Annotated in this window: 9 protein-coding genes; 2 read left to right on the top strand and 7 right to left on the bottom strand. The window is 71.3% G+C overall.

The window, feature by feature from the left end:
* Positions 1-538 precede the first annotated feature (538 nt).
* Positions 539-1,864 (bottom strand): VCBS repeat-containing protein, encoded by a 1,326-nt coding sequence (locus tag OV090_RS21910; protein WP_267705990.1) that lies wholly within the window; start codon positions 1,862-1,864, stop codon positions 539-541.
* A gap of 9 nt (positions 1,865-1,873) precedes the next feature.
* On the opposite strand from OV090_RS21910, the gene OV090_RS21905 reads away from it, so the two are divergent.
* Together OV090_RS21905 and OV090_RS21900 are read left to right on the top strand one after the other, a co-directional pair.
* The gene (locus OV090_RS21905; protein ID WP_267705989.1) at positions 1,874-2,290 is read left to right on the top strand and encodes a hypothetical protein; all 417 of its coding nucleotides are present in this window, start codon (positions 1,874-1,876) and stop codon (positions 2,288-2,290) included.
* A 968-nt stretch (positions 2,291-3,258) separates the two neighbouring features.
* On the top strand, positions 3,259-3,825 hold the full coding sequence (locus OV090_RS21900) for a hypothetical protein (protein WP_267705988.1): 567 nt from the start codon (positions 3,259-3,261) through the stop codon (positions 3,823-3,825).
* Between the two features lie 191 nt (positions 3,826-4,016).
* On the opposite strand, the gene OV090_RS21895 is transcribed toward OV090_RS21900, so the two are convergent.
* From OV090_RS21895 to OV090_RS21870, 6 genes are all read right to left on the bottom strand, one after another.
* Positions 4,017-6,485: an FG-GAP-like repeat-containing protein gene (locus OV090_RS21895; RefSeq protein ID WP_267705987.1), complete on the bottom strand. Its 2,469-nt coding sequence runs from the start codon at positions 6,483-6,485 to the stop codon at positions 4,017-4,019.
* A 258-nt stretch (positions 6,486-6,743) separates the two neighbouring features.
* A complete protein-coding gene (locus tag OV090_RS21890; RefSeq protein WP_267705985.1) occupies positions 6,744-8,993 on the bottom strand; it encodes a hypothetical protein in 2,250 nt (749 codons plus the stop codon).
* A 13-nt stretch (positions 8,994-9,006) separates the two neighbouring features.
* Positions 9,007-9,321 carry a hypothetical protein gene (locus OV090_RS21885; protein WP_267705984.1) on the bottom strand — a complete coding sequence of 105 codons (315 nt, stop codon included), beginning with the start codon at positions 9,319-9,321 and terminating at the stop codon, positions 9,007-9,009.
* Between the two features lie 14 nt (positions 9,322-9,335).
* Positions 9,336-9,998 carry a DUF5678 domain-containing protein gene (locus OV090_RS21880; RefSeq protein WP_267705983.1) on the bottom strand — a complete coding sequence of 221 codons (663 nt, stop codon included), beginning with the start codon at positions 9,996-9,998 and terminating at the stop codon, positions 9,336-9,338.
* Between the two features lie 15 nt (positions 9,999-10,013).
* Positions 10,014-11,843, bottom strand: a complete 1,830-nt coding sequence (locus OV090_RS21875) for an ATP-binding protein (protein WP_267705982.1) — start codon at positions 11,841-11,843, stop codon at positions 10,014-10,016.
* Positions 11,840-14,182 carry a serine/threonine-protein kinase gene (locus tag OV090_RS21870; RefSeq protein ID WP_267705981.1) on the bottom strand — a complete coding sequence of 781 codons (2,343 nt, stop codon included), beginning with the start codon at positions 14,180-14,182 and terminating at the stop codon, positions 11,840-11,842. Before OV090_RS21870 ends, OV090_RS21875 begins: the two co-directional genes overlap by 4 nt.
* Positions 14,183-14,353: the final 171 nt, after the last annotated feature.

The raw sequence follows: 14,353 nt of genomic DNA, 5'->3' as shown, positions 1-14,353 counted from the left end.
CTCGGGTCATTGCCCCGGCGCGAGGCTGCCCGCGGCCGGAGCGATTGGCGGGAGTCGAGGGACGAGCGGGAGTGTTATTATGAATTGCGATTCACCGCAGTCGCCGCCGGATTCGGGGGTAGATGATGTTGGGGGGGGAGGCGGACAGCGATGGCGCGGCGATCCTGTGAGGACCAGCCGCGCCTGCGCGGCGGGCTTCGAGCGGGATTTTTAGAAAGGGCACCGCGGCGGTGTCTGTGCGCCTTCCTGCGAGATCTGCCGCTCCAGCACGGTCTTGCGCGAGGGCGACGATGGGGCGAGAACGGATGACGCCGTTCGCGACGGTGGGTGCTCGCCTATGCGCGATCGCATGCGGCCGGTCAGGCACGAGTGCGCGAGGGACTGAATCGTCGTCGCGCGTTGAACTTGATTCAACGAGGTAAGAATGGGTGGGTGCGAAAGACGAGTATCATGATTGCCAAGGGATCTTGGGGCTGTGATGAATGTCTTGCGGTGGAATCCGCTCGGAGCTCAGGCGAGGCGACGTTGGTATTGAGGTTCATCGCTGTGGATCGCGCTCGCACGGCTGCCACGGGAGTACCTCGAGCGTGCCGGTGAAGCGGTCAGCGAGGACGAGCTCCGGCCTTTGGTCGTCGTCCACGTCGGCGACGACGAACCGATGGGTGCCTGCGCCCGTGCCGAAGACCACCGCCGGCCCGGGGCCCCCTGTGCCGGTGGGTGTGAAGATCTTCAGCGCCGCCTCACGGTCGGAGAGCGTCACGAGCTCGTCGGCGGCGTCGCTGTCGAGGTCCCGTACCGCCATCGCCAGCACGTGACCGACGTGCCAGCGCACCGGCGGGGCGAACTCGGCGTCCCTGCGCCCCCACAGGACGTACAGGTGGCGCCGCCGATCGACGACGACGATCTCGATGTCTCCGTCGCCGTCGAGATCTCCGGACGCGAGCGCGGCCACGTCGCTCGAATGAGCGATCTCCTTGGTCGTGCGCCCCAGGTCGACGAGGTACGAGCCGGCGGACTCGCCGGGGTCGTCGGTCAGTTCCCCGAGCCGGATCGGCTCGTCACCTTCGCGCACCAGATAGAGCGCGAGCTCGGACTCGTCCTGGGCAAAGTCCGCGCCGTCCAGCGACGACCGATGCGCGTCACGTACCGACATCAGAAAGTCGTCGGGACCGCCGCCGCTTCGCCGCACCGGCCCGAGCATGCGCGCGACCGACATGAGGTTGTCGTGGCCGCGCGGGATCGGCGGAGGTACGATGAGATCGGGGCCGTCCCGCGGAGGCTCGGTCTCGACGCGATCCGCGTGCTTCGCACGGCCAAACCCGACGCCGGGCTCCTTCCGTCGCGGGGGACCCGCGGGCGCGACGCGACCGCGGTCCGGCCCACACGGGATCCTCGGCGCCGCTTCGCCACGGCCGAGCGGCCGCAGCTGCAGCGCGCCTTCCTCGAGGACCAGACGCATGCAGCCGCCATCCCGTTCGACCACCACCTCGTCGTCGCCGTCACGATCGACGTCGAATGTGAGCATCGACCGGATCCCGTCGGCCGGCCGCGGACCGGGCGGACGCAGCGGGAACATCGTGGGATGCACGTGTAACCGCCCCTGCACCGCGACGACGTCGAGCACGCCATCGCCGGTGAGGTCTTCGACGAGAAAGCCGAGGCCGTCGAGCGGATGCTCGCCGCGCAACGTCAGCGTATTTCCTTCCAGGCCGTAGATCTGCAGCCGCGGAGAATCGACGCGTTCGGTCGGGTCGAGCGGCGTGAGGGGGACCGGATCTCGTGTGTCCGGAAACCGCTCCATCGTCGAGACGATGCCCGCGAAGACCAGGATCTCGGGCGCCGCGTCGCCGTCGAGGTCGCGCACGAGGACGCGATGGGGCGACGGAGCGACCTTCGTGAAGAGCTGAGGCATGAGGATCTCCAGACCCTCGTCGCGGTAGATCGTCAGCCGGCCCGGGTCCTCCGCCCGCCCTCCCAGCGAGACGCCGACACCCTCGACACGGCCGTCGCCGAGGAGGTCGGCGAGCGCTCCCGCGGTGGTCTTGCTCGTCTTGCAGCAAATGCCGTCGCGGTACAGCTCCTCGCGGCGGCGGCGGCCCAGGCTCGTGATCGTCTGGCCCCACGAGCGATGGTGAAAGACTGCAAGCTCGCGGCCTGGATCGCGGCGTATGTCACCCATTGCCACCGCGCAGGGGAGCCGATCCACGAGGTCGCGCCAGACGTCGTGAACCTGACCCTCGCGGCCCGCGCGGATCACCCGCAGGCTGCCGTTGCGAGTCTCGGAACCTGACCCGAAAGCCAGCTCGACGGCACCGTCGCCGTCGAGGTCGCCGGTCGCCAGCGCCAGCGCAGGTTCGTCCAGAGCGAGCGTCTGCGCCGGGCCCAACGTCCCGTCGGCGGCGCCGAGGTGCAGGCTGGCCGCGGGCAGGTCGCGGTGAATCGCGATGACGTCGGGGTTCCCGTCAGCGTCGACGTCGCCGATCGCGAGGGCGAACGGTGCCGGCGCGGTGCTCACCCGCTGAACCTCGCGCCAGCGGTGGCCCTCGCGGCGCACCAGCGACAGGTCGTTCGAGCTCGCGTTCGCCACCACCAGCGCCGGCGATCCGCCGGCGCGCGAGAGCACCGCGAGATCGACCGGACTCTCGCCGACCGCGAACGAGCGGTCGGCGGGCAGACACCGCGCGAACTTGTTCCGCTTTCGCCCTGGCTCGGTCGTCGAGTCCGCCGCGTCGACCGGGTTGCGTGATCGCACCGACTCCGTGCGTCGCACGCATCCGCTCAGCACAGCCCAGCCTGCGAGGGCCACGACCGCAGCGATTTGCGACGCCCGTCTCGTCGGTCCGCGTCGGTCCGTCGCTCGCACCTGCACGGCCGCTCCAACCTAGCACACGCAGAGCTCGCCGACGGCGCGGACGATGAAGACCACGGGAGGCGCGCGTCATCGTCCGGCGCGAGCCGAGCCCATGGGGCGATGCAGTGAACGGTCTTCTCGCGGCCATGGAGATTCGGGACCGCGCCGAGTTGGCCGCGATAGCGTCTCCCCAGCAAATCAGTCGTCGCCGAGGTCGAGCAGTTTGAAGCGGACCTTCTCGAGCGGCAGGCCGCGCGCGAAGAACCTGACTCCGTTCGCTGCGGCGATCGCCCGCGCACGACCTCGTCGCTTCCGCTGCGCTGGCGGTGCGCCGGTGCGCGGACGCGCCACGTCGGCGCGGCGGAATCGATCGAGTCCGCCGCACGACCTCGTGGTATTCGAGCGTCGTGTCGACGACGAGCCCTTCCGCCGCGCCTGCGCCTCCACCCGTCGCCGAACCGGTGTGGGAGACCGACTGGGCGCGTTTCTTCCGGGCACTCGCCCTGTGGACGCTGATCCCCTCGGCAGTGCTCGCGCCGGTCCTGCAGTACGTGACGAGTCCCCAGCTCGACGGCATCGGGGGCCTCGTGCGCGCCTTCGTCGCCAGCGTACAGGTGCTCGGCTTCGCCACGGGCCTCTGCCTCGCCCTGATCCTCGCCGTCTCGAGCAGCACCGCCTTGCTGCGCGTCTGCTACACGTTCGAGGCGTCGGAGCACGGCGTCGCGCTGCGCGACGACCAGGGCAAGCCGCTCGGCGACACCGCCGACGGCAGCCTGCGGGTGACGAACATCAACGTGGCGACGACCAAGAGCATGGTCGGCGGCCTGCGCCTCGAACACCGCGGCGGCAGCTTCCTGGTGCTGCCGAAGCAGTTCGTCGCGCCTTCGCCGGGCATGACTGCGACGTCCGGCACCTTGACGACGAGGACGGTCAGCAACGCGATGTACGATCGACTGCTGCGCCACGCCGCGTGAGCGCGACGCTCACGCCATGGCCTTGCTCGCCGACCCGGCGCGGATCCAGTTGCTCGCCCGCGGGTCTGTGCCCGCGGGCGAATTCTTGGGGTAAGACGCGACTGGAGCGGCCGGCTCGGGCCGGCAAGCGGACGCGAGGAGCCCGGCGCGCAGGGCCCATCGCAAGGGGGGTCGCGGGCGGCGTTCGGGGCTCAGCCCGGCGGGATGCAGACCTTGTCCATCGGCGAGCTGTTGTTGTCCTCGACGCACTCGTTGAGGACGCCGTTGCCCGTGCCGTCGTCGTCGGCGACGGCCCAGACGGTGACGGAGTCGAACAGGCCGGGGTACTCGAGGGTGACCTGCTCGGCGGCGCCTGCCACCAGCGGGCCCTGGGTCGCGACGACGCCGAGGAGGCCGAGGTTCTCCTCGTAGAAGGCGACGTTGACGCCGGGGCCGACGCCGAGGCAGCCCTGGTTGGCGACCCACACCGAGAGCTTGAGGCCGGTGGCGCAGACCTGGGCGTCGAAGGTCAAATCGTAGGGCACGAGGTCAGGGGCGCAGAAATCGGCGGCGCCCTGGACGTTGTTGCGGTAGCTGTTGAAGCTGGCCCAGTTGTTGTCCTCGACGGTGGGGATCTCGCCGACCAATCCGACGTTGGTGATATGATAGGAGTGCTGGTTCCACACCGGCCGCGTCGACACCCAGTTGTCGAGCGAATCTTTGAAGACTTCGATGCCGGCGTCGGTGACGAGCGAGGCCTGGCTGTCGTTGTTGGTGGCGAACACGATGTCGGCTTTAAAGTCGCCGTTGACGTCGGCGATCACCGGGTACTCGGTGCGCGTGCGCGAGGAGTTGCGGTCGCGGAACAAGACCTCGGCGTCGGTCATGTTCTTGTTGCAGCCGGGGCCGGGCGGGTTCATCGCGCAGTCGGGCTCGACGCCGGGGTAGATGCGGATGTACGCCTCGTCGTTGTAGACGACCTCGGCCCGGCCGTCGCCGTCGAAGTCGAACACGGAGGAGCCGGTGACCTGCGAGCTGTCGTCCTCGGTGGCGGCGGTCCACAGCTGCGAGAGGGCCATGCCGTTGAACTGGAACACGGTATAACGCGCGGACCCGGCGACGCCGATGTCGCGCACGCCGTCGCCGTCGAAGTCGGCGATGTTGGGCGGGCCGCCGGTGCCCTGCTGCGGAATGTTGGCAGTGGCGATCTGCACGCCCGTCTGGCCGTTGAGGACGCGGACGGTGCCCTGGGTGACGAGCACGACCTCGGGCTTGCCGTCGACGTCGAAGTCGGCGACGCCGCAGAAGCCGTCGGTGGCGACGTTGGAGGTCCACAGCACCGAGCCGGCGAAGTCGTCGCCGGCGACGGTGCCGGTGGTCTTGTAGGCGGTGCGCCCGCCGATGAGCTCGGGCCGGGTGTCGCCGTCGAGGTCGGCGACGCAGGAGATCGGGCCCTGGACGTTGAGGCCCTGGCCCTGGTTGCCCGGACCCTCGTAGAGCAGCTTGCCGGTGTTGCTGAAGATCGCCCGGCCGAACAAGATCTCGGGGGCGCCGTCGTTGTCCATGTTGGCGATCGCCACCGAGCCGCTCGAGTTGGTGCCGGCGAACGGGTCCGACTTCCACAGCGGGGTGCCGTCGCTGTCGATGGCGATCAAGTACTTGCCCGCGCCGCTGGCGACGATCTCGGCCCGGCCGTCCATGTCGATGTCGCCGGCGGCGATGTTCGAGGTGCTGTTGGTGCGGTACATCGGGTCGGTGACCGTCCACACCTTGGCGCCGGTGTCGCCGCGGATCGCCCGCAAGATGCCGTCGACGGTGATGTCGGTGCCGGTGTACGTGTTGAAGATGATCTCCGGCACGCAATCGTCGTTGAGGTCGACGACGATCGGGATCGACGAACTCTGATAGTGGTTCGGCATGTCGTCGTCCGCCGGGATCAGGTGATTCCAGGTCGGCGTACACACCTTGTCGGTACACACCTCGGCGACCTGACAGTCGGTGTCGACGTTGCACGCGAGCACCTTGCGCCTGCCCCAGGTGAACAGCGGGGTCGGCTTGAAGACGTTGGCCGGCGGGATGTACTGGCAGGTCGGGTCGGCCTGGCTCGGCAAGCACAGGCCGAGGTTCGGGTCGCAGATGAAGCCGTCCTCGCAGGTGTCCTGCGCGGGCTTGGTGGCGCACGCCTGGTCGCTGCACGCCGCCCCGGGGGTGACGCAGGCGCCGAGGTAACACAGCTGGCCGCCTTCGCAGCACTCCTTGGCCTCGCCGCACGGGGGCGGGCCGCCGCAGTCGGGCACGCACTGGCCGTTGTCGCACAGCTCGCCGTCGCCGCAGCAGACGCCGCTGCACAGCTGGTCTTCGGAACATGTCCCCGAGGTCGTGTTGCCGGTGTCGGTGACGGTGCCGACGGTGTCGGTCCCGCTGGTGGGCGCGACGGTGTCGGTGCCGGTCGGGGTGGCGGTGGCGGTGGCAGTGGCGGTGCCGGTGCCCTCGGTGGGACCTCCGGTGGCGGTGCCGTCGGTGCCGGCGGTGGCCTCGGTGGGGCCGCTGGTGATGGGCAAGGTGCCCTGGGTGCCGGCGACGCCGCTTTCGCTGTCGACGCGCGAATCGTCGCCGCAGGCAGCCGCGAGCAGGACGGACGAGGAGAGGATCGAGACGCAGGTTCGCGAGGCGCGGGCCATGAGACCACCTATCGGGGCAAGAGAGAGAGGGGGGCCGATGATAGCTCAGGGCCCGCGAGGGTCGGGGCGAGGTCGAAGGTCACGTCTGCGCGAGGCGGCGCGCAACGGTTCGCGCGCCGGCGTCAGCGCGAGAGGCGGCCGCGGATTCGCCACAGGCAGGTCGCACGACGGCGAACGGGAGGTCGCCGATCGCTGGTGTCCACGCCACGCGAGGACAGCGAGCGACTCTGCGACTCGCGGTGTTGCGCGGGCGCGGCCTCAGAGCGCCCAGTCGCGCGCGAGCTCGCGGTGCTGCTCGGCTCGCGCGTCGTCGCCGGCGGCGGCGGCCAGCTCGGGCCACACGAGCGGATCGGCGAGGCGGGAGACGACGGCGGCCAGGGCGTCGGAGGCGACGCGGAGGTCGGTGTCGGGCGCGAACGCGGCGAAGACGTAGAGGCCGGGCCGCTCCTCGCCGACGGGCGAGGTGAGGCGATAGCCGTCGCCGCTCTGGACCTGGAAGCTGCCCCGGTGGGCCTGCACGACCCGCCGGAGGTCGGCCAGCACGGCCTCGCCGGGGTGGACGCCGTCGATGCTGAAGGCGCGATAGCCGGCGCGGTGCAGCGGCTCGACCTCGGCGTAGAGGTAGACCGGCTGGCCGTCGCCGTCGTCGACGCTGCCCAGCGGCCGCGCGTCGAACACGACCTGATCGAACAGCCGCTGCGGCTGGTCGATGCGGGAGATCTGGAGGAGCCGCGCGGTCACCGGGCCGGTGCGCGCGGCGTAGAGCTCCTGCCGCTTGCCGTTCGGGTGCTCGAGGCGGATCCGGCACAGCTCCCAGCGCAGGTCGATCGGGCCCTCGCCGTCGATCGCCATGTCGAGGCGCGCGGCGCTGTGGCGCACGCGGTCCCAGGCGCCGAGGAGGGTGGCGGCGACCATGCGGTTCCAGTCGTGGGCGCCGGGGGGGAGGTCGGGCTGCAGCTCGAGGGCTTCGTCGACGAGGCGCAGGAGGGTCGGCCAGTCGGCCTGCTGGCGGGCGTTGCTGACGTGGGCCAGGCGGGCGGCGAGGGCGTCGGCGGGATCGGCGGCGAGCTGCTCGAGCAGGCGATTGGCGGCGTCCCATTCGCGCGCGCGAGCGTGCCGGCGGGCGGAGACCCACCGGCCGAGGCGCTGCTTGGCCGGATCGGTGCTGGCGAGCAGGCGCTCGCCGAGCGCGCGGTGACGGTCGTCGTCCTCGGCGTCGCGGTAGGCCATCTCGAGCAGCTGGACTGCGTCGTCGTCGTCGGGGTGGGCGTCGACGTGCCGCTCGAGCAGGTCGGCGGCCTCGCGCGCGAAGCCGAGTCCGAGCAAGGCGATGGCGTGGCCACGGGCGTGCTCAGCCGGATCGGCGCTGCCGTCGGCCTCGACGCGGTGGCGCAGGCGCTCCTCGGGGTCGTCGGGGCGCTGGCTGCGGGGCGCGGCGATGGCTGTCCCCAGGGACAGGCGCAGGGCGGCGAGCCGCTCGGGGGCGCTGCCCGGGCGGTTGAGGCGGGCGGCGAGCCGCTCCATGGTGGCGAGGTGGAGGGCGGCCACTGCCGGGCTGCCGCGCTGGATGGCGAGGTCGGCGGCGGCGGCGGCGATGTCGAACGGGAGGCGGTGCGAGCCGTTGAGCTGCAGGCGGGCGATGAAGCGCTGCAGCAGGCGCCCGAGCTCGACGGCATTGGGCCAGGCGCCGAGCCGCACCAGGTGGACGAGGGCGTCGGTGTACGGCTCGTAGTGGCTGGGGGTCGGGAGGATGTCCGTAGGGACAGGTAGATGGCGGAGGGCGTCCTCGCCGCGGCCGAGGCGGGCGTAGATCCGCGCGAGGTCGATCTGCCGGGCCCGCCGCTGACTCTCGTCGCGCCGGCCGTTGGCGACCGCGTCCTCACAGACTGCGAGAGCGTCGTCGATGCGGCCGAGCGCGATGAGGCAGGAGATCCGCTCCGGCAACAGGGAGGTGCGCTCGCGGCCCTGACCAGCGGCGACGAGCTGCTTCTGCTGGGCGTCGAGGAAGTCGAGCGAGGCCTGCGGGTCGCCCTGCTCGCGCAAGGCGCCGGCGTACTCGCAGCTGATGCAGGTGAAGCACGGCCAGGTCGGGTCGATGCGCGCGAGCGTCTCGCGCGAGACGTCAGCCCGCTCGCGCGCCCACCCGGGGCCGTCGACCTGCGAGTAACAGGCGGCCAGATCTTGCACGGTGCAGACGGCCTGCGGACAGCCGCGCGCGGCCTCGCCGTGGGCGTAGTCGACCAGGGCGACGGCCTCGCCCAGGGCCATGTCGCCCTGACAGCGGTGCAGGACGCGGCTCTGCAAGTGCCAGTGCCGCACGAACACCTCGACCCACGGGAGACCGGCGGCCTTGGCCAGAGCCAGCGCCTCGGGCGCGAGGGCGTCGACGCGATCGTGGTGATCGTCGACCGTGGCGGAGGGGATCCGCCGGATCAGGTCGGCGAGCCGGACGTGGCCGCCGCGCCGCAGCTCGGGATCGATGTCGTGGACCCATTGCCAGATGTCCATGGGGGCATGTCCTTTAGCGCAGGAAGCGAAAATGGGGGTTGGGGCCGACGTTACGGTGGACGAGTCCGACGTGATCGAGGACACCGTGTTGGCCGAGCAGGATCGGGGCGACGAGTCGGCTCGAGGTGGCGTAGACGCGAGCAACGAGGAAGTCGTTGCTGACGAGCGTGATGGCCGCGCCGGTGTCGACGAGCGCTTCGATCGGCCCCGACCAGCGGTGTGAAGCGTCGCTACGCAGGTGAACCCGGACCAGCGGCTGGGCGACGCGGCCGAAGCTGCCGCACGAACGGGTCGTAAACGGATGCGCGATGCCGTGCCGAGGATCCATGGGACGCAGAGGAGCTAGAATGGAAAGGCCGGGACGGTCGCGAGGCACACGTCGTCGAGCGAGAGGCCTTGCGCGCGGATCGACGCGAGCACGTCGTCGACCGAGTCGGCGTGAGCGACGACGCCGCGCGTGGCGTGGAGCGCGACGTGCTGACCGACGTACTGCTCGATCGAGGGATCTCCCAACCAGCGGAAGTACGGGTCCTCTTCGACTCCCTCGAGCTCATCGGCGCTCGACTCGGTCCTGGCATGAGCCGCGGAGAGGTCGGCGACGAGGCTCGACAGCTCAGTGAGCTTCTGCTCGAGGTCCGCGAGCCTGCGCTGGCTGTCGGCGAGCTCGCGCCGCAATGCAGCGATCGATGGGAGCTCCGCGAGCTCGTCGCCGCTCAACCGATTGTGGAGGGCGAGTGAAGCGATGACCTGGCGAGCGATGTCCTTGTCCCCGAGACGCGCGACGAGTTCGGCGACCGAAGCAGAGAACGCCGCGCTCTTGACGGGCTTCTTCCTGATCGCTGCTTTCGCCTTCTTCTTGGCCGCCGCCTTCTTGACGGGCTTCTTGGTGGCAGCCGGCTTCTTCTTCGCCGCGGCTTTCTTCGCTTTGGCTCGCTTCTTCGGCTTCGCGTCGGGCGAGACCCAGGCGTCCGGGTCGCGCAGCGAGTGTTGCGGATGCGGCTGCATCGTCCGCTGCGCAGGTTAGCGCGCGGGGCGGGGGGTGTCGAGGAGCTCGCAGACGGCCCGGCCGTACTCGGCGAGGGCGGTGTGGAGGCCCTCGGCCTCGTTGGCGGCGGCTTCGCTGGCGCCGGCGACGAAGGCGACGAGGGCGCGCAGGAGCTTGACGCCGGGGTGCGTGACGTCGATGCCGGCGCGTTGCTCGAGCAGGCGGACGATCGCGGGGTTGTCGAGGTTGACGTAGAGGTCGGCGTCGACGCTGGCGTCGATCTTGGCGGTGAACATGCGCATGAGGCCGAGCGCGCCGCCGGCGATCCGGCCGGCGGCCTCGTCGCTCTCGACGCGACGCTTGAGCTCGGCCTCGCGGTCGGGCACGAGCACGAGCGGGAGCTCGGCGGGGGCGAAGCGGGCGGCGATCAGGCGTTGACCTGGCCTTGTGAGCATGTCTGAAAGGAAAGCTTGCTGGTCGGCCGGGAGGTCGGCGGGGGGGAACACGCGCCGGTTGCCGGCCGCTGTGCCGAGCTCGATGACCGCGCCGCCGCGGCGGTCGGCGTGGCGGCGGACGAACGGCAGGGCGCCGTAGCGGGTGCCGACGACGACGGGGACGCGGAGGGCGCGGAACAGGACCTCCTCGAAGCCGCCGCGCGGGCTGAGGCTGGCGTACAGCTTGCCCTGGCCGCGCCGCGCGACGACTGCGACGGGCAGGTCGCCCTCGCTGGTGGGGACGGTGAGCTCGTCGGCGAGCAGCTCGAACAATCGGTCGTCGCACAGGGCGGCGCCGAGGAGGGCCTCGTTGTGGCGGAGGAGGACGCGCCGCCAGGCCTCGGGCTCGCGTTCGGCGACCTGCTTCATGCCGTCGACGAGCGCCTCGGCGATCGCGGCGGCGACGGCCCGGTAGGCGGGGTCGCGCTGGAGGTCCTCGCGCGAGGCGGTCGGGGTCAGCTTGGCCGACTCGATCGCGCCGCTGACGAAGCCGGCCCACGGCGGCAAGAGCTCGCGCGCGTCGTCGTCGAGCAGCATGCCGCGGACGTAGACGTGGAGGTTGCGGTTGTCGGAGGTGCCGTAGGTGGCGGCGTCGTGGATCCACAACAGGCCGCGCACGTCGGTGCCCTCGCGCGCGCCGAGGTCGATCGTGCACAGCGGCTCGAACCGACGCTCGAGGCGGCGGGCGAACTCGAGGCGGAGGGCGCGGGCGCGGGCCGGGTGAGCGTCGGCGACGCGCCACGGGGCGGGCTGGGCGTTGACCGCGAGCTCGTCGTCGTCGACGTAGACCGGCAGCGGCAGGAGGGCGCAGTAGTGCAACAGGCGCGCGCGCAGGGCCGAGGCGTCGCTGAGCTCGCGGAAGTTGTCCTTGAGGTGCAGGGTGACTGTGGTGCCGACGGGGCGACTGGCGGCGGGCTCGATGCTGAAGCGCTCGCCGCTGCGCGATTGATAGAGGAGGGTGGTGTCCGGCGATTGATAGGAGGTGGTGGTGACCGCGACGCGGGTGGCGATGACGAAGGCCGAGAGGAAGCCGAGGCCGAACAGGCCGATCAGGTCGTCGCTGCCGTGCTGCTCGCGCAGCTTGCGGGTGTAGCCGGCGCCGATGGTGGCGAGGTAGCGGACGATCTCGTCGCGCGTGAGGCCGGCGCCGGTGTCGCTGACGGAGAGGGTGCCGGCGCCCGGATCGCAGACGACGCGGATCTCGGGCGCGAACGCGGCGGGGTCCTCGAGGCGGCGGCGCACGCACGAGTCGTGGGCGTTCTGGACCAGCTCGCGCAGGGCGACGAAGGGGGTCGAATAGAGGTGCTCGCCGAGCACCGTCATGAGGCCGAAGAGGTCGACCTGGGTGGCGAGGATCTCGGGGGTGGTCATGGTCCGATCAGCTTCTTGACCTTGTCGATGCGGCCCTGGGCGCCGTCGTCGCCGAGGTCGCGCGCCTTCTCGTAGTGGGTCAGGGCGTCGCGGTAGCGCAGGACGACGAAGTAGGCGTCGCCGAGCTTGAGATGGTACGACTTCGACTGCGGCGCGGCCTCGACGGCGAGCTCGGCGAACTGCACTGCTTTTTGCTTGGCGCCGGTGTCGAAGTAGACGTCCGACAGGCCCATCAAGGCGCGGGCGTTGCGGTTGTCGTAGAAGATCGCCTGGTGGAACAGGCTCTCGGCGTCGTTGCGCCGGCCGGCCTTGAGCGCGGCGACGCCGTCGTCGGCCAGCTTCTTGGCCTTGGCCGGGTCGCGGTTCGACTTGAGCGTGGCCTTCTTCGGCCGCTCGACGTCGGCGGCGGCGGGGGCGACGTCGGCGGCGATATCGGTGCTGTCCTCGGGGACAGGTACGGGCTCGGGCGGCGGTGGCGGCTCGGGCGGCGGCTCGGGCTCGAGGCGCTTCGCGGCTGGCTTTTGGGGCAGCTGGATGCCGGCGCCGCGGAGGCCGGCATCGAGGTCGAGGTGCTGGGAGATCGACAGCTGCGAGGCGTCCTGGTGGGCGGCGAGGGTGCGTCGCTGGCGGCGCTCGGCGTCGTCGTCGGCGAGGGCGCTGACGAGGCCGAGGGCCTGCAGCTCGCCGAGCGACCAGCTGCCGCTGCGGGCCTTTTCCTGGAAGAGGTTGAAGGCGCCGGGGGTCATGCCGCTGCGCTCGACGGCCCGCGGGTGGTCGGGGTGGAAGGCGCGGGCCCAGATGTAATACTCGACGGCGAACGGGCGGGCGCCGGCGACGTCCCAGTACTTGTCGCCGAGGTTGACGAGGCCGGCGGCGAACTGACCGCGCAGCTCCTCGGCGCGGGCGTCGGCGAGGCCAGCGGCAGGTCCGGTGATGGCCTCGAGCTCGAGGACCTTGGTGTAGGCGGTCGGGACGTCGGGCCGGTCCGGCGGCGGGGCGACGTAGAAGGTGTGGCTGGCGGCGACCAGCGCCTCCTCGGCGAGAGCGTCGATGCGCGAGCGCTCGCCGGCGGGCGGGTCGGGGGTGCGCAAGGCGACCGCGACCGCGACGCCGGCGGCGACCAGCGAGACGCCGGCGACGACGGGCCACAGCCACCGGCGCGGGACGGCCTGCGGGCTCGGCATGCGCGCGCGCAGGCGTTCGAGCCGGTCGGGGGCGCACTCGGGCAGCGGGAGGTCGTCCCAGGCGGTGCGCAGGCCGCAGGCGATCTGCGCCTCGCAGAGCGCAGCCTCGAGCTCGTGCATGTCGGCGTAGCGGTCGCCTGGCTGTTTGGACAGGCAGCGCAGGACGACCTGCTCGAGCTGCGCGGGCAGCTGGAGGTCGGGCCTGACCTGGCGAAACGAGGGCGGCGGCTGATGCACGTGGGCGTTCAGGACCTCCTCGAGCGCCTCGCTGGGGAACGGCGGGTTGCCGGTGAGCAGCTCGAAGGCGACGCAGCCGGCGGCGTACATGTCGAGGCGACCGTCGAACGGTTGGCCGCGGATCTGCTCCGGCGCCATGTAGTGCGGGGTGCCGGCGATCTTGCCGCGCCGCTCCTGGCCGAGCACTGCGCTGATGCCGAAGTCGACGACCTTGACGACGCCGTCGCGCCCGCCCTTGCGCACGAGGATGATGTTCTCCGGCTTGATGTCGCGGTGGACGATGCCGGCCTTGTGCGCGGCGCCCAGGGCCTTGCACAGCTGACGGAAGATGGCGAGCACCTCGGCCGGCGGACGCGCCTCCGTCTCGCTGGCGGGCACGAGATCCTTGCCGTCGAGCAGCTCCATGCAGATGAAGAGCCGACCGTCGGGCAGCTCGCCGAAGTCGTAGATCTCGACGATGTTGGGGTGACCGGTGCGGCTGGCCGCGCGCGCCTCGGCGCGGAACACGGCGGCCATCTCGGCTCGACGACTGAGGTCGTAGCGCAGGACCTTGAGGGCCACCTTGCGCTCGATGTCGACGTGCTCGGCCTCGTAGACGACGCCCATGCCGCCCTCGCCGAGCCAGCGCACCAGCCGGTAACGCGTGCCGGGGACGACGCGCCCGCTGACGAGGCGCACGCGCGTGCGCTCGCCGCCCGCGCCCGCCGGAGCTTGTTCAGGCTCGAGCATGGTGCCGACGGTGGCGTCGATCGAGCTGGCCGCAAGGGCAGGTTCGGTGATGTCGGGCGAGCTGGCTGAAAGGACAGGTTCGGTAGCGCCGGCAGATGAACCAGCAGCCGCGACCGCCGCACCCGGGCGCGCGACACCCGGGGGGTCGTCGACCCCTACAGGCTCGCCGGTACGGCCGGGCTCGGTCATTTCGCGATGAGTCTAGGCCAGTTTGCGGGCGCCGACGGAGGGGCTGTCGATCGAAGGCAGGGGGCGTCGTGCGAATCCGCGCAGGCCATGCCCGGCGGCGAGATCGAGCACCGGCGAGACCGCGCAGGCCCGGATCGCCGTCCGCTCGAAGTTCCGCGGGGCGCATCGGCG

Origin of the sequence: Nannocystis sp. RBIL2 (assembly GCF_026626745.1) — a bacterium.
Taxonomy (GTDB): Bacteria; Myxococcota_A; Polyangia; order Nannocystales; family Nannocystaceae; genus Nannocystis.
This window is presented reverse-complemented; position numbering and strand designations above follow the sequence as displayed.